The organism is Bordetella tumulicola, assembly GCF_054779135.1.
Genome location: NZ_BAAGYU010000007.1, coordinates 693,310 through 714,931, shown reverse-complemented (window position 1 = coordinate 714,931; position 21,622 = coordinate 693,310). Strand labels below are relative to the sequence as shown.

Here is a 21,622-nt window from a genome sequence, read left to right as displayed (position 1 = left end):
CATATATTGTTTGCTAAACGTATGGTCTACAGTACGATTTGACCTTTAAAAGGTCAAGCGACTTCGCATCTAGACGGAGGAGACATTTTGCGCGATCGTTCATTTGCAAAACGTGTGGCGTTGATTGCCGCGCCGTGGTTGCTGATCATTGCGGCGTGGTATGCCGTGCGTGCCAGCGGGTTGATCAGCCCTGCCCTGGTTCCCAGCCCGCACGAGGTGCTGGCCAGATTCATGGCGCTCATGCAAACACGACTGCCCCACGACATCCTGATGTCCACCCAGCGTGTCGTCGTCGGTGTGGCCTTGGGTATTTTGCTGGCTGTTCCCGTCGGCTTTGTGCTGGGTTGGTACAAAGGGGTGCGCAGCTTTGTCGACCCGGTCATCAATTTTTTTCGGGCGCTGCCACCGATTGCGTTGATTCCGTTGGTGATCGTCTATTTCGGTATTGGCGAGTCAGCCAAGATCGCGATTCTTTTTTATGCGTCATTCTTTGCCGGCGTCATCGTCATGTACGAAGGTATCGCCCAGATCAATCCGATCTTTGTCCGCGTGTCTCGTACCCTGGGCGCGACGGACGGCGAAATCTTTCGCAAGGTGATCGTGCCACTCACGATTCCCCATATGCTGACGGCGTTGCGCGTGGCGCTCGGCGTCGCTTGGGCGACCTTGGTCGCCTCGGAACTCATTGCCGCGCAACAAGGATTGGGCGCGTTAATCCAGGATGCCTCGTCATTCTTTCAGCTCGACATCATTTATGTGGGCATTATTTGCATCGGTTTGATCGCGCTGGTCATGGACCTGATTCTCCGCGCGGTCGCCCGCCGTTTGGTCGCCTGGCAGGAGCGCATCGCATGACCGTTGATACCTCGCCGGTACGTATCCGTTTTTCCGATGTCGCCGTGGACTTCCCCACGGCGGATGGCCCCATGCGCGTTCTGGATGGCATCAACTACGACATTCATCAAGGCGAGTTTGTCTCGGTGATCGGACCGTCGGGTTGTGGCAAAACCACGATGATGAATATGGTGGCAGGCTTTCTGCAGCCCACGCAGGGCGCGGTGCTATTGGATGGCAAGCCCATCACCGGCCCGGGCCCCGATCGGGGCGTGATTTTTCAGGAGTACGGGGTCTTTCCCTGGCTGACGGTCAAAGAGAACATCGCATTCGGCTTGAATTTGCGCGCCAATCGGACCGGCCGCGCGGAACGCGACGACATCACGCAGCGCTATATGACCCTGATGGGGCTGGCAGACTTTGCCCACCATCATCCCAAGCATTTGTCCGGTGGTATGCGGCAACGCCTGGCCCTCGCACGCGCGTATGCCGTCAAGCCGCAGTTTCTGCTGATGGACGAGCCCTTTGGCGCGCTCGACGCGCAAACCCGTTCGGCGATGCAGGACTTGCTGCTGCAAGTGCTAATGGCCGAAAACAAGACCGTGATGCTGATCACGCACTCTGTCGAAGAGGCGATTTATTTATCTTCGCGCATCGTGGTCGTCACGGCCCGGCCGGCACGTATTCGCACCGTCATTGATGTGCCGTTCTCTTATCCTCGCGCAGAGAATCTGCACGAAGATCCGCGTTTTGGCGAACTGCGTTCGCAAATACGCAGCCTGGTGATGCAAGAGTACGCCAGGCAGGCCAGCCAGACGGTACGTCTGGCTGATTAATGCTTCACCTCCATTATCTTGCTCGCTAGAAAGGAGTTCCTCATGATCAACCCGCAGCGCAGAACACTATTGAAAACCGGCGCCCTCGCGGCTGCCATGTCAGGAATCGGCATGCCCCTGTTGGCACGTGCCGCGCAGCCTGTTCGCGTGGGCTATCTGCATACGCCCGCCGTCGACGCGCAGATCTGGACGGGCCTGGAGATCGGTGCTTTTACTGAGCAAGGCCTGGATTTGCAGATGATCAAATTCACCACAGGACTCGAGCTCTTTCAGGCCATGATCGGCGGCAGTCTGGATGTGCTCTCGACCGGAGCGGTCGTATCGAACTTTCCGGCGCGCGGCCAGGGCAAGGTCTTTCTGATCAATAACGTCGAGTACGCCACCGCCCAACTCTGGGTACGGGAGGACTCGGGCATCAAGAGCGCCGCGGATCTCAAAGGCAAAAAAATATCGACGACGACCGGCACCACGGCGCATGTGTTTCTGAACCGTGTCTTGCAGGGTGCCAATCTGGAAGAAGGCAAAGACGTGCAGATCGTCAACCAACGCATGACCGAAGCCGTCACGTCGTTTATCTCGGGCGCCGTACCCGCTGTGGCGCTATGGGTGCCGTTCGATGTCACCATCAAACAAAAAGTCAAAGGCGCACGCATGCTGGTCGATGCCTCGGCGTTTTATCCCGAGGCGGCCATCGTCGGTGGCTGGGCGGCACGCAACGACTATTACGATAAAAACCCGCCATTGATTCAATCGCTGATCAAAGGCTGGGTCAAGGCCAATGATCATCTGCTGTCGCATACCGATGACGCCATCACGGCGCTGCAAAAGAAGCAGTATCCCCAAGTGCCGCTCGCCGATCTGAAAGAGCAATTCAAGGCATCCAAATACTTTACCTCGAGCGAATGGCGTGCCAAGTATGCCGACGGCACCGTGACCAAATGGCTGCAGCAAGTCACCGACTTTTTTGTACAGGCCGCCAACATTTCGAATCCCGTACCGGCCAGCACGTACTTCGATCCCAAGCCCTATATGGACGTGGTTAAAGCCTGAGCCCTTTCCCAATACGCGATGCCTCTCACCTATGACTACATCATCGTGGGCGCCGGCTCTGCCGGCTGCGTCCTGGCCAATCGCCTGAGCGCAGACCCGGCTTGTCGCGTCCTGCTGCTGGAGGCCGGCGGCGCCAACACCGGATTCTGGTTAAAGCTGCCGGTGGGTTATTTTCGGTCCATCTACGACCCACGTTATTCATGGCAATTTGCCGTGGAGCCTCAGGCGGAAACGGGTAATCGACCCATCGTCTGGCCGCGCGGGCGGGTGCTGGGCGGATCCAGTTCCATCAATGGGCTGATCTATATCCGTGGCCAGCATGCCGATTATGACGACTGGGCTCGGCTGGGTGCGACGGGCTGGGGCTATCGCGAGGTACTGCCTATTTTCAAACAATCCGAATGCTATGCCGGCGGTGAAAACGACTACCACGGCGAGCACGGTGAATTGCATGTCTCGAACCTGCGTAACGATCATCCTTTGTGTGACGCCTGGCTACAGGCGGGCGCACAGGCCGGCTATCCCGGTAGCCCGGATTTCAACGGCGCGCAGGACTCGGGACTGGGCAGTTATCAGTTGACCCTGAAAGGTCATTGGCGCGACAGCGCGGCGACGGCCTTTCTGCGCCCTGCCCGCTCACGTCCAAACCTGACCGTGTTGACGGGTGCGCATGTGACCCGTCTGCGGATCGAGCGCGGTGTGTGTCAAGGCGTCAGCTGGCTACACGATGGCAGGACGATGCAGGCCGACACCACGGGTGAAGTGATTCTGTCCGCGGGCGCCCTTCAATCGCCCCAGTTGCTGCAACTGTCTGGCGTAGGCCCCGCCGAGTTGCTCCGCAAACACGACATTCCTGTTCACGTCGACGCCCCGGAGGTCGGCCGCAATCTGCAAGACCACTACCAGGCGCGCGTGATTGTCAAGGTCAAAAACAAGCTGTCGCTCAACGACGAGGTGCGTAATCCGCTCAAGCTCGCGCGCATGGGAGCCCGGTGGCTGTTCGAAAAATCAGGTCCGCTCACGGTCGGCGCCGGCCAAGTCGGCGGCATGGTGTGCACCGAGCACGCCCGCGATGGGCGCGCCGACATCCTGTTTAATGTCATGCCGCTCTCGGTCGACAAACCGGGCGATCCACTACATGGATTCTCGGGATTTTCGGCGTCGGCCACGCAGTGCCGGCCGGACTCTCGCGGCACCGTCGAGATCCGTTCGACCGATCCCCTGGCGCCGCCGCGCATCGTCTCCAACTACCTGACTGAGCCACACGATATCAAAGTGCTGGTTGCAGGATTGCGCATGCTGCGCGATATTTATCATCAACCTGCCTTTCGTGAATTTGTGACGGGCGACGAGTACATGCCCGGGTCCATCGTGCAAAACGATCATGACCTGGCCCAATTCGCGCGCCAGCGGGGTGGCACGGTGTTCCATGTGTCGGGGACATGCCGCATGGGCAGCGATGCGGCGGCCGTCGTGGATCCCGCCTTACGCGTGCAGGGTGTCGACCGCCTGCGCGTCATCGATGCATCGGTGATGCCGGCCATGGTCTCGGCCAACACGAACGCGGCGGCCATCTTGATTGGCGAAAAAGGTGCGCAATTGATTCGACAGCGCGCTTAGGTCATTCAATATTTAGTTTAGGTGATTCAATATTTAGCTTAGACCATTCAATATTTATATTAATTCATGTTTTTTATGACTGGATTGGCAAAGATACTCGAAACAGGAGTGGTTCTATCCCTATACTAGACTGAAGTTGCGGATCCGTTCGGTACACCGCCCCCATCCAGTATCAGGAGACTATCCATGTCCATCACAGGTGACATGCTCATCGGCGCCGGCGCCGTGCGCGGCACACAGGGCGCCCAGCGCGCGTTTGACCCCGCCCGAAACGAACCCATCGAACCTGAATTCGGTCTGGGCGGCAAGGACGATGTCGATCGCGCTTGCGCGCTCGCGGCGGCTGCGTTCGATCCCTATCGCGCCGCACCGCTGAGCCAGCGCGCGGATTTCCTGGAAAGCATTGCCGATAACATCATGGCCGTGGGCGATGAGTTGATTGCGCGCGGTATGGCCGAAACCGGCCTGCCCGAGGCTCGCCTGCAAGGTGAACGCGGTCGCACCGTCGGCCAGTTGCGCTTGTTCGCGAAAGTGGTGCGTGATGGTTTGTTCTTGAACGCCACCATTGACCCGGCGCAACCCGAGCGCAAACCGATGCCACGCTCGGATCTGCGCTTGGCGCGCGTACCGCTGGGTCCGGTCGCCGTGTTTGGCGCCAGCAATTTCCCGCTGGCATTCTCCGTCGCGGGCGGCGACACGGCATCCGCACTGGCAGCCGGCTGCCCCGTCGTGGTCAAGGCGCACAGCGGTCACCCCGGCCTGTCCGAGCTAGTCGGCCGTGCTATCCAGAAAGCCGTCAAAGACAATAACCTGCCCGAGGGCGTGTTCTCGCTGCTGTTTGGCGCGGGCCGCACCTTGGGTGATGCATTAGTCGCGCATCCCGCCATCAAGGCGGTTGGCTTTACCGGCTCGCGCCAAGGCGGACTGGCGCTGGTTCGCACTGCCAATGGTCGCCCCGAGCCGATCCCGGTTTATGCCGAGATGAGCAGCATCAACCCGGTATTCCTGTTTCCAGGCGCCCTGTCTGCACGTGCGGAAGGCATTGCACAAGGCTTCGCGGCCTCGCTCACGGGAAGCGTCGGCCAACTCTGCACCAACCCCGGTCTGCTGATCGCGATCGATGGTCCGGATCTCAAGCGCTTTGAGGCTGCCGTCACCGAGGCCCTGCAACAAGCTCCCGCCGGTACCATGCTCACGCCCGGTATTGCCGATGCGTATCAGTCTGGTGTCGCACAACTGCGCAACCTCGACGGCGTGGATTGCGTTGCCCAAGGGCAAAGCAATGAAGGACGGCCCAATAGCGCACAAGCCGTGCTGTATCGCACGGATGCCCAGCGTTTCCTGCAAGACAAGGCCCTCGAAAGCGAAGTCTTCGGTCCCGCCTCGCTGCTGATTCGCGTACGCGACGTGGCCGAAATGCGCGAGGTGGCCGAGCATCTCGAAGGCCAGCTCACCAGCACGCTACAAATCGAGGCCAGCGATGTCGAGGCCGCACGCAGCCTCGTACCCGTACTGGAACGCAAGGCCGGCCGTATCCTGGCCAACGGGTTCCCGACGGGCGTAGAGGTCACGTATGCCATGGTTCACGGCGGTCCGTTCCCGTCTACGTCGAACACGATGTACACGTCAGTCGGCGCCACGGCCATTGATCGTTTCTTGCGTCCGGTGTGCTATCAGGACCTGCCCGATGCCCTGCTGCCCGAAGCCATCCAACAGGCAAACCCGCTGGGCCTGTGGCGTCTGGTCGACGGCACGCCGCAACAACCGTAAGCACAACGAGCGCGGCTAGCGAAATCAGGCGCTAATACGGCCGACGAAGCGTCGACAACGGGGCGAAGATGGCATTGGCTGTCTTCGCCCCGTTTGTCGTCTCTTTGCCGTCCTTGTGCCCTTTCTTTGTCGCCCTGCTGTCTCTCTTTGTCCTCAGGCTGCGCTTAACTTGCTTTCAGGCCTAGCCTTCAGAGACACGCCATCCTCGCTATCGTCCACCCGATCACGCTCCGCCACGCGATCCAGGAACGCGTCGACGGCGGGGTTATCTGATTGCTGACGCCAGGCCAAATAAATATCGGCGTACAAATTTTTCTGTGCAATGGGACGAAACTCTACGCCATCGAAATGCAGCTCGCGTGCCGAGTCTGGCACGATACCGTAGCCCAACCCCGCGCGAACCAGCGCAACCAGGGTGTGTGTCTGACTGGCTCGTTGAACATAACGCGGCGCCACATTCGCCAAGCCGAACGCTCCGACAATCCGATCATGAAAATACCGGCTGTCGCCCGGCGAATATAAGATCAGCGGCTGGTGATGCAATGCCCGTAGCGGCACCGACTCCATTTCCGACAGGGGCGACCCCTGCGGCAACGCCAGGACGAGCGCCTCACGCTCCATCAAGCGTTTTTCCAGACCTTGGTGCGGCGGCACATGTCGAGTCAAAGCCACGTCGAGCTCACCCGCGAGCAACTGCCGGCCCAAGTCGCTGGACACCATTTCGCGCAACTCGATTGTGACGTCCGGCAAGACCGTCTGAGCGCGCATCAACAAGGCCGGCATCAACCGATAGGCCGCCACTGCGGTGTATCCCAGCGTCAATTGCCCGGCCTCGCCGTGCGCTGCCCGCTGCGCCGCCAAGGCCGCCCGTGCCGAGAAGTCGAGCAGGTGACGGGCATCGCGCAGCAGACGCTGTCCTGCCGATGTGAGCTTGACGCTGCGGCTATGCCGTTCCAGCAGCATCACCCCGAGGTGCTGTTCCAGCATTTGAATCTGCCGACTCAGTGGCGGTTGCGTCATCCGCAAGCGCGCCGCTGCCCGACCAAAGTGCAATTCCTCAGCCACTGCAACAAAACACTCTAATTGACGCAGCTCCATTACACCCCCTATTAATTCAATATAGGTATTAGACCATGTTATTTGTAGCTCAATAGGTATTGAATGCCTATCGAAATCTATAATTTTCAGACATTGTGGAGACAGACATGAAAACGAAACGAAAACCCCTGCTGCGTACCAAAATTGCGAGTGTCATGGCCCTGGCGATAGCGGCATGCATGCCCATGGCCGGCCATGCCGCGGCGGACTATCCCAGCCGGCCCGTTTCGCTGGTTGTACCGTTCTCGCCGGGCGGCGGCACTGACATCTCGGCACGCATTCTGTCCGAGCGCCTGGCCCAGGTACTGGGCCAAACGGTGGTCGTGGATAACAAGGCCGGTGCGGGCGGCCAAATCGCTGCCGACCTTGTATCGCGCGCAGACCCCGACGGCTACACCTTGTTGTTCGCCAATTCCGGCATGCTGGCCATCAACCCCTGGATTTATAAGCTCAAGACCGACCCTGCCACCGCCTTTGCGCCGGTGTCGTTGTTCTCGGACTTGCCCTTTGTGCTGGTCGTGCCGCCATCGCTCAACGTCAAGACGGCGAAAGATCTGGTCGCACTGGCCAAAGCCAAACCCGGCGAACATACTTTTGCGAGCTCGGGCACCGGCGGCGCACCGCATCTGACCGCGGAAATTTTCCAATTGGCGACCGGCACTGAACTCTTGCACATTCCCTACAAAGGCGGCGGTCCCGCCATGGCCGACTTGATGGGCGGCCGTGTCGACATGCTATTTGCATCGGTGCTCGAAACGAATTCATTCGTCCAGGCCGGCAAGCTACGGGCGCTGGCCGTCACCGGCAAAGAACGCTCGCCCGCGATGCCGGATGTCCCCACCATTGACGAAGCCGGTATCAAGAACGCCCAGGGCGGCTCCTGGACGGCCGTGCTCGTGCCCGTGGGCACGCCACAGCCAATCATCGACAAACTGTCGCAAGCGATTCGTGAGGTCGCCAACGAAGACGCTATCAAGGAAAAACTATTGGCTCAAGGCGCCGGCGCACACGGCTCTACACCCGAAGAGTTGGCGCAACTCGCCGCGACGGAACGCGCGCGCTATGGCGAGATCATCAAGGCGCGTGGCCTGCAGGCGCAATAGCGCTTTTCCCTTGCGCGATCGCTAGCGCGGACCTTACCTCTATGCTGGATATTTTTTATGACTGATACCGTCGCCACGGATTCCATCGACCTATTGATGGTCGGGCCTATGCCTGCCTCCATCACGGCGCACGCCGAGCGCCATTACCGTTTGCATCGCTGGTGGGAACTCAAAGACCAAGCCGCGTTTTTGCAAACACAAGGGAAATCCGTGCAGGGTATCGTTACCAGCGGGCGCCACGGCGCATCGCGCGAACTCATCGAAAGCCTGCCCAATCTGAAAGCCATCATCAGCCAGGGGGTGGGCGTCGACACCATCAACCTCGATGCCGCCAAGGCGCGCAATATCGTCGTCACGAATACGCCCAATGTGCTCAATGCCTGCGTCGCGGATACAGCACTCGCGCTCATCCTGAACGTGTCTCGTCGCTTTTGCGAAGCAGACCGCTTCGTGCGCGATGGCCGCTGGCCAAACGCATCCTTTCCGTTGACGATCAAACCCAGCGGCAAGCGCTGCGGTATCGTCGGCTTGGGCAATATCGGCTTGCAAGTCGCCAAGCGCGCCGAAGCGTTCGACATGAGCATCGCGTATTACAACCGCCGCCCGCGCAACGATGTGCCGGATCACTATCGCTATTACGACGATCTGATCTCGTTGGCGCAAGACAGCGATTTTCTCGTGATCGTCGTGCCGGGCGGGGGGCAGACGCGTCACCTGATCAACGAGGCCGTCCTCAATGCCCTGGGCGCGAATGGCTATCTGATCAACGTCGCACGTGGTTCGGTCGTGGATGAACCCGCGTTAGTGCAGGCTCTACAAGATGGACGCATCGCCGGTGCGGGACTGGATGTGTTCGAGCACGAGCCCCAAGTGCCGCCAGCACTGCTGGAAATGGATCAAGTGGTCGTTTTTCCGCATCTCGCGAGCGGCACTCAAGAAACGCGACAAGCCATGGCGGACTTAACGTTGAGCAATCTAGAGGGTTGGTTCAAACGACGTCAGGTGCTGACGCCTGTCACCTGATGGCGTGTGCTTGCCACGGGCTTGGCGGCATTTCGAATTTTCATTAAGGACTGTCGCCATCGCTGCACGCTGCGGTTTTCGACGCACAATCAGGACCGGATCACACTACGAAACGCAGCGCAAAGCGCATCGAGCGCTTCATGCGCTCGACCACGATGGACCCTGGTGTGCAGCAAGACAGGTAATCGGGCTAGCTCAGGCAGTCCAAGCTTGGCGCCTACGTCCACCGCGCCAAAGGGCAACATCCGCGGTGCCAATGCTGCAATTCCCACTCCTGCCATTACGGCCGCGGCGACTGCGGTCACCCCGCCCCCAACAAAAACCTCTCGCCACGGTATCCCTGCGTCATCAAGCAGCCTCCCCGCCATCGCACGTACCCCACAAGGCTCGGCAAGCGTGGCCAGTGGCAATGGCTCGTTAGCGCGACGCTGCCAATTTGGCGAGGCGAACCACCCGAATGACTCTTGCGCCAGGACCTTCCCGTCGCTGCGATCAGCGTGCTGACGAACGAAGACCGTATCCAACTCTCGGCGATCAAAGCTTTGAAGTAGATCCCCTGATGACCCAATTCGAATCTCGATCAGCAGTTCGGGATCTTGCGCATTCATGCGGGCGATCAATGCCGGGAGTTCAGGCCCCGCAACATGATCGCTGATGCCGATTGTGAGACGTTGCCGCGCCCCGGTGAATGCCGAGAGCGCGCGATCATGTGCCTCCAATAGCTCGCGTGCGAGTTCAAGAAAAGTCGCCCCCTGCGCCGAAATCTCCACGTATCGTGGTGTGCGCTCAACGAGTCGAAATCCAAGCATTTCTTCGAGGCGCTTCAGCTTCAAGCTCATCGCGGCCTGAGTCGTCCTAAGGGCCTCTGCTGCGCGCGTAAAACTGCCGAGCTCGACGATGCGGATGAAGGCCCTAACCGCATCCAAGTCCAGGGATTGTCTAGTCATTTAAATTTCTTATTATTGAAATAAGTATAAATAACATAAAAGAATGAATAATGGTAAGCAATTCCCCCACGTGAGACCCATGGAGAAAACGCACCATGCCACTCGTTAATATTTCCCTACGCACCGGCAAAACCGCAGCCTACAAACAAGCGATCTTTGACAACGTCTACCTCGCACTGCGCGAAACGTTCAACGTTCCCGAGAACGACCAATTCATGCTCCTGACGGAACATGACGCGGCGAGTTTTTGCTACAACGCGTCTTACATGAACGTCGCCCGAAGCGACGAACTGGTGTTCATCCAACTCACCGTGAGCAACACCCGCGACCTGGAGCAAAAAAAGGCCCTGTTCCACCGGATTGCCCAACGACTTGGAGATAACCCGGGGATCCGACCGGATGACGTGTTTATCAATCTGGTTGAGGTCCCCAAAGAGAATTGGTCTTTTGGTCATGGACTCGCGCAATACGCGTGAAAACGACCCCAGAAACCATGCCTGCGAAGCGAGGATCGTTTCGCAGGCAACGAGACTAGTACAGTTGCGGGACGATCATGCTCTGCGGCACGGGATGGCGAATGTAATCTTCATTGCGCACGCGTGCCGGCAAGACGACTTCGGAGCGCTCTACCTCTTCGTAGGGGAACTGCGACAGCAAATGATGGATGCAATTCAGCCGCGCCTGCTTTTTCATATCGGCAGGCACCACCCACCATGGGGCCTCGGCAATATGCGTATGGTCCAGCATGGTTTCCTTGACTCGCGTGTAGTCTTCCCAGCGGCGGCGCGACTCCAGATCCATGGGGCTGAGCTTCCATTGCTTTAACGGGTCATGAATACGACCCAAAAAGCGCAAATGCTGCTCGTCGTCCGTGATAGAGAACCAGTACTTGATGACCTTGATGCCCGAGCGCACCAGCATGCGCTCGAATTCGGGCGCCGACCGAAAGAACTCGTCGTATTCCTCGTCGGTGCAAAATCCCATCACGCGCTCTACCCCGGCGCGGTTGTACCAACTGCGATCGAACAACACCAGTTCCCCCGCCGCGGGCAAGTGTGCCACGTAGCGTTGGAAATACCATTGCGTGCGTTCACGATCGTTGGGCGCGGGTAGCGCCACCACCCGACAGACACGAGGGTTCAGGCGCTGCGTAATCCGCTTGATCACGCCGCCCTTGCCTGCCGCGTCTCGCCCTTCAAAAATAATGACCGCCTTTTGCTTGGTCGCCGCGACCCAGTTCTGCAACTTGACCAGTTCGCCCTGCAGGCGAAATAGTTCACGGAAATACGATATGCGCTGCGCATGGCTCTCTTGCCGTGCCACCGCGTCACCTTCGGCGTTCAAATCATAGGTGCGATCCTCGATTTCCAGTTCCAGCTCTTCATCCAGGCTGTCGAGCAAATCGTTTTCGATACGGCGTCGCAATTCTTCACGATCATCAAGATTCATAGCACGCTCCTTACGCGTTTTTGACAGCGTAGCCAGTTCAGATGAACAATTCTTGACACTGGCCGATCAACCATCTGGTAATGCCAGTGCATACCCCCATGCTCGCAGCTTATCTTGCCGCGTCATGGCCGCATGGGCCGGGCTCGTGGATGGCAGATCAACATACCGCAGATCGCGCGTCGTCAGCGTGGGCAGCACATGCCGCCGGTACATGGCGGCCGCTTTCGCGCCGTTAAAACAGATACGTACAATGGAGGGATGGTTATCCAGAAAGGCCTGAAAATCATTCGGTACGATGCTGGTGATATCAATGCTGGCGTCCAGGCTGCCCGGGCGCACACAGGCCTGCAGCACATCCCACAGCGCAATTCTCGAGGCCATCAATGCCGCACATCGCGCCTCGTAGCTCGCCTGGACCTCAAAACCGCAAACCTCAGCGGCAATCGGCCAAAAAGCGTTGCGCGGATGCGCGTAATACTGCTGCTGCCGCAACGAGGCCACACCGGGCATTGAACCCAATACCAGGATGCGCGCGTCAGGCGCTGTCAGCGGGGCGAAGCCGACCACACGAAGGGAAACTGACATGGGGAAAATCGCTTTCATCCATCGCCAACGATGCGTCGGCGATCCACCGTCCACAATATCAAACGCGGTCATCAGATTCAGTCAGAATCTGATGACCGCGTCGCGGCCTTCCGGCCGTTTACATCGAGCGCAACCGGGCGGGCGTCAGGCCGCCAGGCGATTTTCGATCGACGACTTCACCTTGGGCAATTCGCTGGGCAAACCCTGGGCCAACTGCTGGAACAGGGTGTCGTGCAGGGCGAGTTCGTCCTGCCACGACGCCACATCTACCGAGATCACTTGCTGGAACTGATCGGGGCTGAACTCCAGGCCGGTCCAATCAATGTCCTGATAGGTGGGCGAAACCCCGAATACCTGCTCGGCGCCGCCGGCCGATCCGTCGATACGGCCCAGCATCCATTTCAGGACACGCATATTGTCACCAAAACCGGGCCACACGAATTTGCCGTCCGGTCCTTTGCGGAACCAGTTCACGCAATAAATATGCGGCAACACGGCACCCGCGTCCTGCAGGCGCTTGCCCAACTTGAGCCAATGGCCGAAATAATCGCTCATGTTGTAGCCGCAGAACGGCAACATGGCGAACGGATCGCGACGCACGACGCCCTGCTGGCCTGCCGCCGCGGCAGTGGTCTCGGAGCCCATGGTCGCCGCCATGTACACACCTTCGACCCAATTGCGGGCTTCGGTGACCAACGGCACGGTCGTCGAACGACGCCCGCCGAAGATGAATGCGTCAATGACTACCCCGTCTGGGTTTTCCCATTCGGGATCAATGGACGGGCATTGTGAGGCCGGCGCGGTAAAGCGTGCGTTCGGGTGTGCCGCCTTGCGGCCGGTTTCCTTGGCGATCTGCGGCGTCCAGTCCCGTCCCTGCCAATCGATCAGGTGGTCCGGCGGTGTATCCGTCATGCCTTCCCACCAAACGTCGCCATCATCGGTCAAGGCGACGTTGGTGAAAATGACGTTGGACTTCAGCGTGGCCATCGCATTGAAGTTGGTTTTTTCGCTGGTGCCAGGAGCCACTCCGAAATAACCCGCTTCGGGGTTGATGGCTCGCAGACGTCCGTCGGCACCCGGCTTGATCCAGGCGATGTCGTCGCCCACGGTCGAGACCTTCCAGCCGTCCATGCCCTCGGGCGGGATCAACATTGCAAAGTTGGTCTTGCCACATGCCGACGGAAAAGCCGCCGCCACGTGATATTTTTTCCCCTTGGGCGAGGTCACGCCCAAAATCAGCATGTGCTCGGCCAACCACCCCTGGTCGCGGCCCATCGTCGATGCGATTCGCAAGGCAAAGCATTTCTTGCCCAACAACGCGTTGCCGCCGTAGCCGGAGCCAAAGCTCCAGATCTCACGCGTTTCCGGGTAATGCACAATGTACTTCGTCGGGTTGCACGGCCAGGAGACATCGGCCTCACCCTCGGCCAGCGGCTTGCCCACGCTATGCACGCACGGCACAAACTCACCATCGGTGCCCAGCACGTCAAACACAGCACGACCCATCCGGGTCATGATGCGCATATTCACCACCACATACGGGCTGTCGGAAAGCTCAATGCCGATGTGCGCGATATCCGAGCCCAACGGACCCATCGAGAATGGCACCACGTACAGGGTGCGGCCTCGCATCGCGCCGTCAAACAAGCCGTCCAGCGTCACACGCATTTCGGCGGGATCGGCCCAATTGTTGGTCGGCCCGGCATCTTCAGGACGCTCGGAGCAAATAAAGGTGCGGTCTTCGACACGCGCTACATCAGAGGGGTCGGAGCAGCCGAGATAAGAATTAGGCCGTTTCGCGGCGTTCAGGCGTTTCAGCGTCCCGGCTTGCACCATCTGCTCGCACAAGCGGTCGTACTCGTCTTGGGAACCATCACACCAGACCACATTGTCTGGTTTCGTCAGCGCGGCCACACGTGCCACCCACTCGACCAGCCCCTGGTGCTTGACGTATTCGGGAACGTTAAGCGAAGCGATTCCTCCGTCGAACGGCTTATTCATCAGGCCCATCTCCTAAATGTAAACGGCGATGCGGGTCCCGCTGGGACCCGCATTTCATAAATGTTTTCTAAACGCAGTCATATTACTTGCATGCATTGCCAACGCAGCGATTCCAGGCGTCGGGAATGCAACATCGTATTTCTGTAGCGTCCCCAATAACTGATCGGCGCTCGCGCAAGCACTGACGCGGCCTCGCGGCGTAGTGAGGGTACTCCATTCATCACACAACGGGTCACTCAGCAGGGTAAACCCCAAGAAAGCGATATGATGGGGGCCGAATCGTACTGGCGCACTCTCCATGCAGCAAATCGAACTCAACGACAGTACCGCCGACCGCTATTTGCTGGACGCGCCAGGCTCGTCACTACTGGCCTTCCATAGCCGCACGTGCGCAACCTGCAAGGTCGCTCGCGAGCAACTGCCCAACCTGGACTTGCCGGTCGATCGTCTGTGTTGGATTGATGCGGGTGATAACGGCGGCTTAGTCGAGCGCTACGAGGTCTTTCACTTACCTGCCTTGTTTCTGACGCGCGACGGGGCTTATTACGGCCAGGTCAATGCCTCGCTGGCCGAATGGGATTTACGTCAGCAAATCAGCCTGGCACTCGATAGCTATCCCGCCGAGCTGCCCTAGGGCGCCGGTCCGTAGCACGAACGATCAGCCAGGCCGGACCGCGGCGATCAAATCCGAAAGACGACGGCGCTGCCGGCCAGCCTCATCGAAATTGTGTGGCGCCAACCACTGCGTCATCGCCTCGCGGACGGCCGGCCACTCGCCGTCCACGATCGAGAACCACGCCGTGTCGCGATTGCGCCCCTTGTACACCACCGCCTGGCGAAAGATCCCTTCGAACTGAAATCCCAGGCGCAACGCGGCAGCCCGTGACGGGCCATTCAAACTATCGCACTTCCATTCATAGCGGCGATACCCCAATTGATCAAACGCACGGCACATCAAGAGATACTGGGCTTCGGTCGCTGCCGGGGTGCGCTTCAACAAATCTGAATAGGCCACATTGCCGACCTCCATCACCCCGTTGGCCGGATCAATACGCATGGAAGACAAAGTACCCACCGCCTGCCCGCTAGCCAGATCGATCACCGCGAAGTGCTGTGGGTCCTCAGAGGCCTGCATCGCGCGCGCATGCGTCAGGTAGCTGGCCTCGTCGGGAAACGGGCCGGCGAACATGTACGTCCAATCGGCATCCTCCGGCGTCTGGCGAAAGGCGGCGTACAACGCCGCGCCATGACGTTCGACGTCGACCGGCTCCAGCCGGCAGTAATGACCAACCATGGGTTCGCGTGCGGGCCGCGGACGCGCGACCCAGTTCGGTACAGGCTCCCCCACGGGGCGTTCGGACACAGCACTCGTCGACATCACAAAGATCCTTTTGATCTACCCAATCAATCCACTCAATAACAGCATTGCCAATAGCAGCCAGAACAGGCCCGACACGATGGAGCGGCCAATGAAGGCTTTTATCGCAGCCCAGAACAACAGCAGGCCCAGAATCAACAACGCAAAATTGAACACCGACGGACTCATACCCAAGGCGCCCGCCAATCCCGAAAAAAAATCGCCGATCGCCGAACCGAATCCGCCAAACACATAACGGATGCCGGACACGATGGCACGGATTACTTCGCCAAGTATGGCGCCTACCGAACCGAAGAAACTATTTTCTGTCTGCATGCATTCTCATCACAGGGTCACCCCGAACGCAGCCTCAACCGGCACTGCCACCGCCAGAATGTATCTCAACTATGACCGCCGTGCCTATGGAATAACTGGCCAGGTCGCAGGATACCCGCCGATTTGCGGTTTAACATTAGCCCTTTCATCCCGTTCTTTTCAGAAAGACTCGTAACAAGGAAAAATGATGGCTTTCGATTTTGACTTATACGTCATAGGCGCAGGTTCAGGCGGTGTGCGCGCAGCACGCTTTGCCGCCGGATTCGGCGCCCGCGTAGCAGTTGCGGAAAGCCGCTATCTGGGCGGCACCTGCGTCAACGTCGGATGCGTGCCGAAAAAACTGCTGGTCTACGGGGCACATTTTCACGAGGACTTCGAGCAAGCGTCCGGCTTTGGCTGGACAGTGGGCGCGCCCGGCTTTGACTGGCCAACCCTGATCGGCAACAAAAACCGTGAGATCGAACGCCTGAACGGGATTTATCGCAATTTGCTGGTCAACAGTGGCGTCACCTTGCACGAGGGGCATGCCCGTCTGGTGGATCCTCATACCGTCGAGATCAATGGCGAACGCCACACCGCCGAACACATCCTGGTTGCGACCGGTGGGTGGCCGCAGATCCCCGATCTCCCGGGCAAAGAGCACGCGATCACCTCGAACGAGGCGTTTTTTCTGAAGGCATTGCCACGTCGGATCGTGGTGGTGGGCGGTGGCTATATTGCCGTCGAATTTGCCTCCATATTCAATGGTTTGGGTGCCCAAACTACCCAGCTATACCGGCGCGAGCTATTCCTGCGCGGGTTCGATGGCAGTGTGCGCGAGCACCTGCGCGACGAGTTGATAAAAAAGGGCGTGGACCTGCGCTTTAATGCCGATATCGCCCGCATTGACAAGCGCGACGACGGTACGCTGGTGGCCACCCTCAAGAATGGCGATCTCATCGAAACCGACTGCGTGTTTTACGCCACCGGCCGCCGCCCCATGCTCGATAACCTGGGGCTCGAAAATACGGCTGTGACGCTCGATGACAACGGCTTTATCGCGGTCAACGACGAATACCAGACCAGCGAGCCGTCCATTTTGGCCATCGGCGATGTGATTGGTCGCGTACCGCTCACCCCCGTCGCGCTGGCCGAAGGCATGGCCGTGGCGCGCCGCCTGTTCAAGCCCACGGAATACCACAAGGTCGATTACAACCTGATCCCCACGGCCGTCTTCAGCCTGCCCAATATCGGCACGGTTGGTCTGACCACCGAGGCCGCGATCGAAGCCGGCTATCGCGTCAAGCGTTTCGAGAGCCGCTTTCGTCCCATGAAGCTCACGCTGACCGACATCCAGGAAAAGACGCTCATGAAACTGGTCGTGGATGCCGACACTGACCGTGTACTCGGCTGCCATATGGTGGGGCCCGACGCCGGCGAAATTATGCAAGGCCTGGCGGTCGCGCTCAAAGCCGGCGCCACCAAGCAGGTGTTTGACGAAACCATCGGCATCCATCCGACGGCTGCCGAAGAGTTCGTCACCCTGCGTACGCCCGTTCAGGCGTGATTTCGAATGCGATAATCGCGCAGCCCCGCCACCTGAGACTGTTATGACCCCCAGCAACACCCCACTATACGACCGTGACGCCGGCGAGCCCGGCGCCACCCAAGACACCACTCGTATCAATGACGTGCGGATCGATGCCGTACGCCCGCTGATTTCGCCAGCCCTGCTGCAGGACGAATTGCCTATCCCCGATTCGACGCTGGCCTTGGTCGAAGACGCGCGCGTGCGCATTGCCGATGTGCTTCATGGTCGCGATGACCGGCTCGTCGTCGTCGTAGGCCCCTGTTCCATCCACGATCACGACCAGGCCCTGGAGTACGCCCGCCATTTGAAAGAAACTGCACAGTCGCTCAGCGACGATCTGCTGATCGTCATGCGCGTGTACTTCGAAAAACCGCGCACCACCGTGGGCTGGAAGGGGTATATCAACGACCCCCGCCTGGACGGCAGTTTCCGCATCAACGAAGGCCTGCGCCGCGCACGCGAATTGCTGCTGGAAATTGGCGCGCTGGGCCTGCCCATCGGCACCGAGTTTCTCGATCTGCTCAGCCCGCAGTACATTGCGGATCTGGTCGCCTGGGGCGCCATTGGCGCGCGCACCACAGAAAGCCCCAGTCATCGTCAATTGGCCTCGGGCTTGAGCTGCCCGCTGGGCTTTAAAAATGGCACGGATGGGAGCATGCAGGTCGCCGCCGATGCCATCGTCGCGGCCAGCGCCAAGCACGCCTTCATGGGTATGACCAAGATGGGAGTAGCCGCGATTTTTGAAACGCGCGGTAATGACGACACCCATGTCATCTTGCGCGGTGGCAAACAAGGCCCCAACTATGATGCGGCCAATGTTCAGGCCAGTTGCGCTGCCCTCAAATCAGCCGGACAGCGCGAACAAGTCATGATCGACTGCTCGCACGCGAACTCCAACAAATCGCACGAGCGTCAGATCGATGTCGCGCGTGATATCGGAACTCAGCTCGCTAATGGCGATCAGCGCATCATCGGCGTCATGATTGAAAGCCACCTGGAAGCCGGCCGACAGGACCTGAAGCCCGGCGTAACGTTGCGTCACGGCGTGTCCATTACCGATGCCTGCCTGAGCTGGGCGCAAACGGAGCCCGTGCTCGTCGGTCTGGCCGAGGCCGTGCGCCAACGTCGCGCACGCCAAGCCGTCTGATCGGGATGCAACGCTGCGTAACTCTCCGCAACATCCCGCCCGGCCACTCGTCGGACAATTGAACCTATCGGCGGGCAAGCTGGCCTATTATGGAGGTCTATTCCGTACGAAGGAGCCCTCATGATTCGCAAGCTGACCCCCATTATCCTCGCTGCCATCCTGACTGCCTGCGCGTCGCCCGGTACACAACAGGCTCCCGCCGATACCACGACGTCCGGTGGTGGCAGCATGTCCTCGGGCAGCACTCAGCCCGGCACCTGCGACGCCCAAGCCGTGCAGAACTTGGTGGGTCAACAGTACACGGAGTCCCTCGATAGCGATATCCAGTCGGGCGCCGGCGCCAATCAAATACGCGTATTGAAGCCTGGTCAGGTCATGACCATGGAATACAACCCCGCCCGCGTAAACGTCATCATCGAAGACAACGGCGCGATCAGCGCCATACGCTGCGGCTGAGTTTCGTCCGAATTCAAGCGCAAGAGTCGGAGTGCCCCCGGGCACTCCGCTGTCTATCCTTCGGGTATAGACAGCACGCACTGGCCACGCCATGAATCTGGATTTATTCGCCCCTGACGACATTCCCCTGCTCGACGTCCCACTGGGACCGCGAGCCGTGGTCCTGCGCGGCCTGGCATTGCCCTATGTCGAGGCATTGCTACCCGACCTGGATCGCATCTTCACGGCAGCACCACCGCGCCACATGGTGACACCGGGTGGATTCCGGATGTCCGTCGCCCTCACCAACTGCGGCGCGCTGGGCTGGACCACGGATCGACGCGGATACCGCTATAGCGATACCGATCCCCAGACCGGCCAATGCTGGCCCGCCCTGCCCGACACCTTCTTGTCTCTTGCTCGGTCAGCGGCGGACGCGGCCGGTTTTTCGGATTTTCAACCGGATGCCTGCCTGATCAACCGCTATGTACCTGGCGCTGGTGTGAGCTTGCACCAAGACAAAAATGAACGAAATTTCGATGCACCGATTGTGTCCGTATCAATGGGCATCCCCGCCGTCTTCCTGTTCGGCGGCCTGCAGCGCAGCGACCGTGCGCAACGCGTCTTGCTGCAGCACGGTGACGTTGCAGTATGGGGGGGACCGGACCGGCTACGCTATCACGCCGTCTCGCCCCTGAAAGATGCCACGCACCCATTATTCGGGGCCGCACGCATCAACCTGACGTTCCGCCAAGCTGGCTAGGCACCGTTCATCCGACCGTGGCCTCACTGCACCCTTGCCTATTTATCGTTGCGCGCCTCGGCCAAGGCGACGGTCAGATGCATGACTTTTTTCTTCAAGCCATCGCGCTCTTCGGTCAGCGACGCTACCAGACGCCGCAGGCGGGCAACCTCGGCGGGATAATCCTCAATCGCCTCAATGGGCGGCTCAGCCTCGGCGCCCTCGGCCACATTCGACGCGTCGTCCCCCGCTGGCGACTTTGCTTGCGCCTTGGCCTCGCGCGCCTGACGGGCCAACTCCCTTAGTGCCTTGCGGCCCTCGGCGGCGGCCGCGACCTGCTGCTCCGCCGGCATCGCTGCGACTGCGGCGGCGGCATTAATCGAAATATCCCCCGACCGCACGGCGCGCACCAGCTCCGGCGCGGCGGCCTTGTGGATTTTCTCGATCTGGCCCAGCGTATTGCTGCTTAGCCTGGCCGCACGGGCCAATGCCTGACGATTGGGGATGACCACCGGCTGCGCGGGTGCGGGCCCGTCGCTCGCCTGATCCGTCTCGGCCTGCTGTGCCTGACGAGCTTGCAATGCCTGCTGCCGCTGCTGCAGGATTTCCTTTTTTCGCAACGCCAGCACGCCCCGCTGGAAATCCGACACGCTGCGGCGGCCGAGGTGATTTTCAATCATCCACAGCCGTACATCATCCATCGAGGTAAAACGGGTATTTTGAATCGTCTTGAACTCAATGCCATGTTTGGTGCATAACGCATAGCGATTATGCCCATCCACCAGGACATCCCCCCACAGCACCAGCGCATCGCGGCACCCTTCGGCCAGCAGGCTGTGCTCTAGTGCCTCGTATTCCTCCGCACTCAGGGGGTCAATATAGGTTCGTAATTCTTCGTTAATCTGGATAGTCATCGTGACGATCATTTGTCGGTCAACTGCGCGACCGCTATTAGAACACCGAGCGCCTGCTCACGCTGCGCCCGGACCATATGTCAACAAGTGTTAATAACGCCCACATGACGCGGCCCGGTGGTACGCTTTCCGTACCTTTACCCAGGAAGAACACACCATGAACTCCCCTGCTACCCTTTCCGACGAATTGCTGGCGCAGCTGCAAGGCGGACCGATGCAGCAAATCTCTCAACAACTGGGCACCGATACCGCCCAGACGCAGGATGCCGTCAGTGCAGCCATCCCGATGCTGTTGGGCACGCTGGGCCAAAACGCATCACAGCCCCAAGGCGCTCAAGCTTTATTCGGCGCCCTCGAGCGTGATCATGCTGGTGGTGGCGCCGACCTGGGCGGCCTGCTGGGTTCATTGCTGGGCGGCGGCGCGGGCGCAGGCGCCAATGCCGCGCAAGTTGACGGTGCCAGCATTCTGGGCAACATCTTTGGCGGTAACCAACAACGCGCCGAAGAAAATCTAGGCCAGGCCACCGGCCTGGGCGGCGGCAACGCCTCGAACCTGCTGCAGATCCTCGCCCCTATCGTCATGGCCTTCTTGGCCAAGCGCATGCAGGGCAACAACATGGATGCCGGCAGCCTCGGCTCCGAGCTGGGCCAGGAACGTGATGCCGTTCAACAGCAAGGCGGCCTGGGTGGCGGCCTGCTGGGCTCGATGCTGGATCAGGACGGCGACGGTCAAGTCGGCCTGGGCGATCTGCTGAAGATGGGCGGCGGACTGTTCGGCAAGCGTTAACTCCGCACGACACGCAGA

The 21,622-nt window shown here is 59.7% G+C and carries 21 protein-coding genes and 1 pseudogene; 14 read left to right on the top strand and 8 right to left on the bottom strand.

The annotated features are described in order from the left end of the window. Positions 1-87: 87 nt before the first annotated feature. From ACYVDM_RS11675 to ACYVDM_RS11655, 5 genes are all read left to right on the top strand, one after another. Positions 88-855 (top strand): ABC transporter permease, encoded by a 768-nt coding sequence (locus ACYVDM_RS11675; protein WP_415785646.1) that lies wholly within the window; start codon positions 88-90, stop codon positions 853-855. Then, positions 852-1,670: an ABC transporter ATP-binding protein gene (locus ACYVDM_RS11670; protein WP_415785648.1), complete on the top strand. Its 819-nt coding sequence runs from the start codon at positions 852-854 to the stop codon at positions 1,668-1,670. The genes ACYVDM_RS11675 and ACYVDM_RS11670 overlap by 4 nt, the downstream gene beginning before the upstream one ends. Before the next feature lie 42 nt (positions 1,671-1,712). After that, entirely contained in the window at positions 1,713-2,720 is a 1,008-nt protein-coding gene (locus ACYVDM_RS11665) for an ABC transporter substrate-binding protein (RefSeq protein ID WP_415785650.1), read from the top strand. Positions 2,721-2,738: 18 nt separating this feature from the next. Beyond that, the gene (locus ACYVDM_RS11660) at positions 2,739-4,340 is read left to right on the top strand and encodes a GMC family oxidoreductase (protein WP_415785652.1); all 1,602 of its coding nucleotides are present in this window, start codon (positions 2,739-2,741) and stop codon (positions 4,338-4,340) included. A 186-nt stretch (positions 4,341-4,526) separates the two neighbouring features. Beyond that, complete coding sequence (locus tag ACYVDM_RS11655) at positions 4,527-6,110, top strand: aldehyde dehydrogenase (NADP(+)) (protein WP_415785654.1); 1,584 nt, start codon at positions 4,527-4,529, stop codon at positions 6,108-6,110. 153 nt (positions 6,111-6,263) lie between these two features. Here the strand turns inward: ACYVDM_RS11655 and ACYVDM_RS11650 are convergent, their stop codons facing one another. Further along, the gene (locus ACYVDM_RS11650) at positions 6,264-7,208 is read right to left on the bottom strand and encodes a LysR family transcriptional regulator (protein ID WP_415785656.1); all 945 of its coding nucleotides are present in this window, start codon (positions 7,206-7,208) and stop codon (positions 6,264-6,266) included. 107 nt (positions 7,209-7,315) lie between these two features. Here ACYVDM_RS11650 and ACYVDM_RS11645 point away from each other — a divergent pair, with 107 nt between their 5' ends. Continuing rightward, positions 7,316-8,311: a Bug family tripartite tricarboxylate transporter substrate binding protein gene (locus ACYVDM_RS11645; protein WP_415785658.1), complete on the top strand. Its 996-nt coding sequence runs from the start codon at positions 7,316-7,318 to the stop codon at positions 8,309-8,311. Positions 8,312-8,368: 57 nt separating this feature from the next. Then, complete coding sequence (locus ACYVDM_RS11640) at positions 8,369-9,334, top strand: 2-hydroxyacid dehydrogenase (RefSeq protein ID WP_415785660.1); 966 nt, start codon at positions 8,369-8,371, stop codon at positions 9,332-9,334. 89 nt (positions 9,335-9,423) lie between these two features. Here ACYVDM_RS11640 and ACYVDM_RS11635 read toward each other — a convergent pair whose 3' ends face one another. Then, a complete protein-coding gene (locus ACYVDM_RS11635; protein WP_415785662.1) occupies positions 9,424-10,281 on the bottom strand; it encodes a LysR family transcriptional regulator in 858 nt (285 codons plus the stop codon). A gap of 95 nt (positions 10,282-10,376) precedes the next feature. On the opposite strand from ACYVDM_RS11635, the gene ACYVDM_RS11630 reads away from it, so the two are divergent. After that, positions 10,377-10,757 carry a tautomerase family protein gene (locus ACYVDM_RS11630; protein WP_415785664.1) on the top strand — a complete coding sequence of 127 codons (381 nt, stop codon included), beginning with the start codon at positions 10,377-10,379 and terminating at the stop codon, positions 10,755-10,757. 55 nt (positions 10,758-10,812) lie between these two features. On the opposite strand, the gene ppk2 is transcribed toward ACYVDM_RS11630, so the two are convergent. The 3 genes from ppk2 to ACYVDM_RS11615 form a co-directional block, all read right to left on the bottom strand. Beyond that, positions 10,813-11,730 (bottom strand): polyphosphate kinase 2, encoded by a 918-nt coding sequence (ppk2, locus tag ACYVDM_RS11625; protein WP_415785666.1) that lies wholly within the window; start codon positions 11,728-11,730, stop codon positions 10,813-10,815. A gap of 66 nt (positions 11,731-11,796) precedes the next feature. Beyond that, on the bottom strand, positions 11,797-12,315 hold the full coding sequence (locus ACYVDM_RS11620) for a DNA-deoxyinosine glycosylase (RefSeq protein ID WP_415785668.1): 519 nt from the start codon (positions 12,313-12,315) through the stop codon (positions 11,797-11,799). Between the two features lie 144 nt (positions 12,316-12,459). Continuing rightward, positions 12,460-14,316: a phosphoenolpyruvate carboxykinase (GTP) gene (locus ACYVDM_RS11615; protein WP_415785670.1), complete on the bottom strand. Its 1,857-nt coding sequence runs from the start codon at positions 14,314-14,316 to the stop codon at positions 12,460-12,462. 298 nt (positions 14,317-14,614) lie between these two features. Here ACYVDM_RS11615 and ACYVDM_RS11610 point away from each other — a divergent pair, with 298 nt between their 5' ends. Beyond that, positions 14,615-14,950, top strand: coding sequence for a thioredoxin domain-containing protein (locus tag ACYVDM_RS11610; protein ID WP_415785672.1), 336 nt, complete (start codon positions 14,615-14,617; stop codon positions 14,948-14,950). Positions 14,951-15,004: 54 nt separating this feature from the next. Here the strand turns inward: ACYVDM_RS11610 and ACYVDM_RS11605 are convergent. Further along, positions 15,005-15,694: pseudogene (locus tag ACYVDM_RS11605) on the bottom strand (GNAT family N-acetyltransferase); the annotation flags it as partial. A gap of 18 nt (positions 15,695-15,712) precedes the next feature. Then, positions 15,713-16,009, bottom strand: a complete 297-nt coding sequence (locus tag ACYVDM_RS11600; protein WP_415785674.1) for a hypothetical protein — start codon at positions 16,007-16,009, stop codon at positions 15,713-15,715. A gap of 187 nt (positions 16,010-16,196) precedes the next feature. Here ACYVDM_RS11600 and gorA point away from each other — a divergent pair, with 187 nt between their 5' ends. The 4 genes from gorA to alkB all read left to right on the top strand — a co-directional run bounded on the left by gorA (position 16,197) and on the right by alkB (position 19,924). Next, a complete protein-coding gene (gene gorA, locus ACYVDM_RS11595; RefSeq protein ID WP_415787025.1) occupies positions 16,197-17,555 on the top strand; it encodes a glutathione-disulfide reductase in 1,359 nt (452 codons plus the stop codon). Between the two features lie 43 nt (positions 17,556-17,598). After that, positions 17,599-18,726, top strand: coding sequence for a 3-deoxy-7-phosphoheptulonate synthase (locus ACYVDM_RS11590; protein WP_460475388.1), 1,128 nt, complete (start codon positions 17,599-17,601; stop codon positions 18,724-18,726). A gap of 120 nt (positions 18,727-18,846) precedes the next feature. Then, on the top strand, positions 18,847-19,182 hold the full coding sequence (locus tag ACYVDM_RS11585; RefSeq protein WP_415785676.1) for an I78 family peptidase inhibitor: 336 nt from the start codon (positions 18,847-18,849) through the stop codon (positions 19,180-19,182). Positions 19,183-19,273: 91 nt separating this feature from the next. Further along, positions 19,274-19,924, top strand: a complete 651-nt coding sequence (gene alkB, locus ACYVDM_RS11580; RefSeq protein ID WP_415785678.1) for a DNA oxidative demethylase AlkB — start codon at positions 19,274-19,276, stop codon at positions 19,922-19,924. A 38-nt stretch (positions 19,925-19,962) separates the two neighbouring features. Here the strand turns inward: alkB and ACYVDM_RS11575 are convergent, their stop codons facing one another. Next, positions 19,963-20,829, bottom strand: a complete 867-nt coding sequence (locus ACYVDM_RS11575; protein ID WP_415785680.1) for a ParB N-terminal domain-containing protein — start codon at positions 20,827-20,829, stop codon at positions 19,963-19,965. A gap of 145 nt (positions 20,830-20,974) precedes the next feature. Here ACYVDM_RS11575 and ACYVDM_RS11570 point away from each other — a divergent pair, with 145 nt between their 5' ends. Continuing rightward, a complete protein-coding gene (locus ACYVDM_RS11570) occupies positions 20,975-21,604 on the top strand; it encodes a DUF937 domain-containing protein (RefSeq protein ID WP_415785682.1) in 630 nt (209 codons plus the stop codon). The last annotated feature ends 18 nt before the right edge of the window (positions 21,605-21,622 follow it).

Bases quoted from the DNA above. Each gene is read 5' to 3' on its own strand.
- ACYVDM_RS11670 (WP_415785648.1), top strand. From the start codon at position 852: ATGACCGTTGATACCTCGCCGGTACGTATCCGTTTTTCCGATGTCGCC.
- ACYVDM_RS11665 (WP_415785650.1), top strand. From the start codon at position 1,713: ATGATCAACCCGCAGCGCAGAACACTATTGAAAACCGGCGCCCTCGCG.
- ACYVDM_RS11660 (WP_415785652.1), top strand. From the start codon at position 2,739: ATGCCTCTCACCTATGACTACATCATCGTGGGCGCCGGCTCTGCCGGC.
- ACYVDM_RS11655 (WP_415785654.1), top strand. From the start codon at position 4,527: ATGTCCATCACAGGTGACATGCTCATCGGCGCCGGCGCCGTGCGCGGC.
- ACYVDM_RS11650 (WP_415785656.1), bottom strand. From the start codon at position 7,208: ATGGAGCTGCGTCAATTAGAGTGTTTTGTTGCAGTGGCTGAGGAATTG.
- ACYVDM_RS11645 (WP_415785658.1), top strand. From the start codon at position 7,316: ATGAAAACGAAACGAAAACCCCTGCTGCGTACCAAAATTGCGAGTGTC.
- ACYVDM_RS11640 (WP_415785660.1), top strand. From the start codon at position 8,369: ATGACTGATACCGTCGCCACGGATTCCATCGACCTATTGATGGTCGGG.
- ACYVDM_RS11635 (WP_415785662.1), bottom strand. From the start codon at position 10,281: ATGACTAGACAATCCCTGGACTTGGATGCGGTTAGGGCCTTCATCCGC.
- ACYVDM_RS11630 (WP_415785664.1), top strand. From the start codon at position 10,377: ATGCCACTCGTTAATATTTCCCTACGCACCGGCAAAACCGCAGCCTAC.
- ppk2 (WP_415785666.1), bottom strand. From the start codon at position 11,730: ATGAATCTTGATGATCGTGAAGAATTGCGACGCCGTATCGAAAACGAT.
- ACYVDM_RS11620 (WP_415785668.1), bottom strand. From the start codon at position 12,315: ATGTCAGTTTCCCTTCGTGTGGTCGGCTTCGCCCCGCTGACAGCGCCT.
- ACYVDM_RS11615 (WP_415785670.1), bottom strand. From the start codon at position 14,316: ATGAATAAGCCGTTCGACGGAGGAATCGCTTCGCTTAACGTTCCCGAA.
- ACYVDM_RS11610 (WP_415785672.1), top strand. From the start codon at position 14,615: ATGCAGCAAATCGAACTCAACGACAGTACCGCCGACCGCTATTTGCTG.
- ACYVDM_RS11600 (WP_415785674.1), bottom strand. From the start codon at position 16,009: ATGCAGACAGAAAATAGTTTCTTCGGTTCGGTAGGCGCCATACTTGGC.
- gorA (WP_415787025.1), top strand. From the start codon at position 16,197: ATGGCTTTCGATTTTGACTTATACGTCATAGGCGCAGGTTCAGGCGGT.
- ACYVDM_RS11590 (WP_460475388.1), top strand. From the start codon at position 17,599: ATGACCCCCAGCAACACCCCACTATACGACCGTGACGCCGGCGAGCCC.
- ACYVDM_RS11585 (WP_415785676.1), top strand. From the start codon at position 18,847: ATGATTCGCAAGCTGACCCCCATTATCCTCGCTGCCATCCTGACTGCC.
- alkB (WP_415785678.1), top strand. From the start codon at position 19,274: ATGAATCTGGATTTATTCGCCCCTGACGACATTCCCCTGCTCGACGTC.
- ACYVDM_RS11575 (WP_415785680.1), bottom strand. From the start codon at position 20,829: ATGATCGTCACGATGACTATCCAGATTAACGAAGAATTACGAACCTAT.
- ACYVDM_RS11570 (WP_415785682.1), top strand. From the start codon at position 20,975: ATGAACTCCCCTGCTACCCTTTCCGACGAATTGCTGGCGCAGCTGCAA.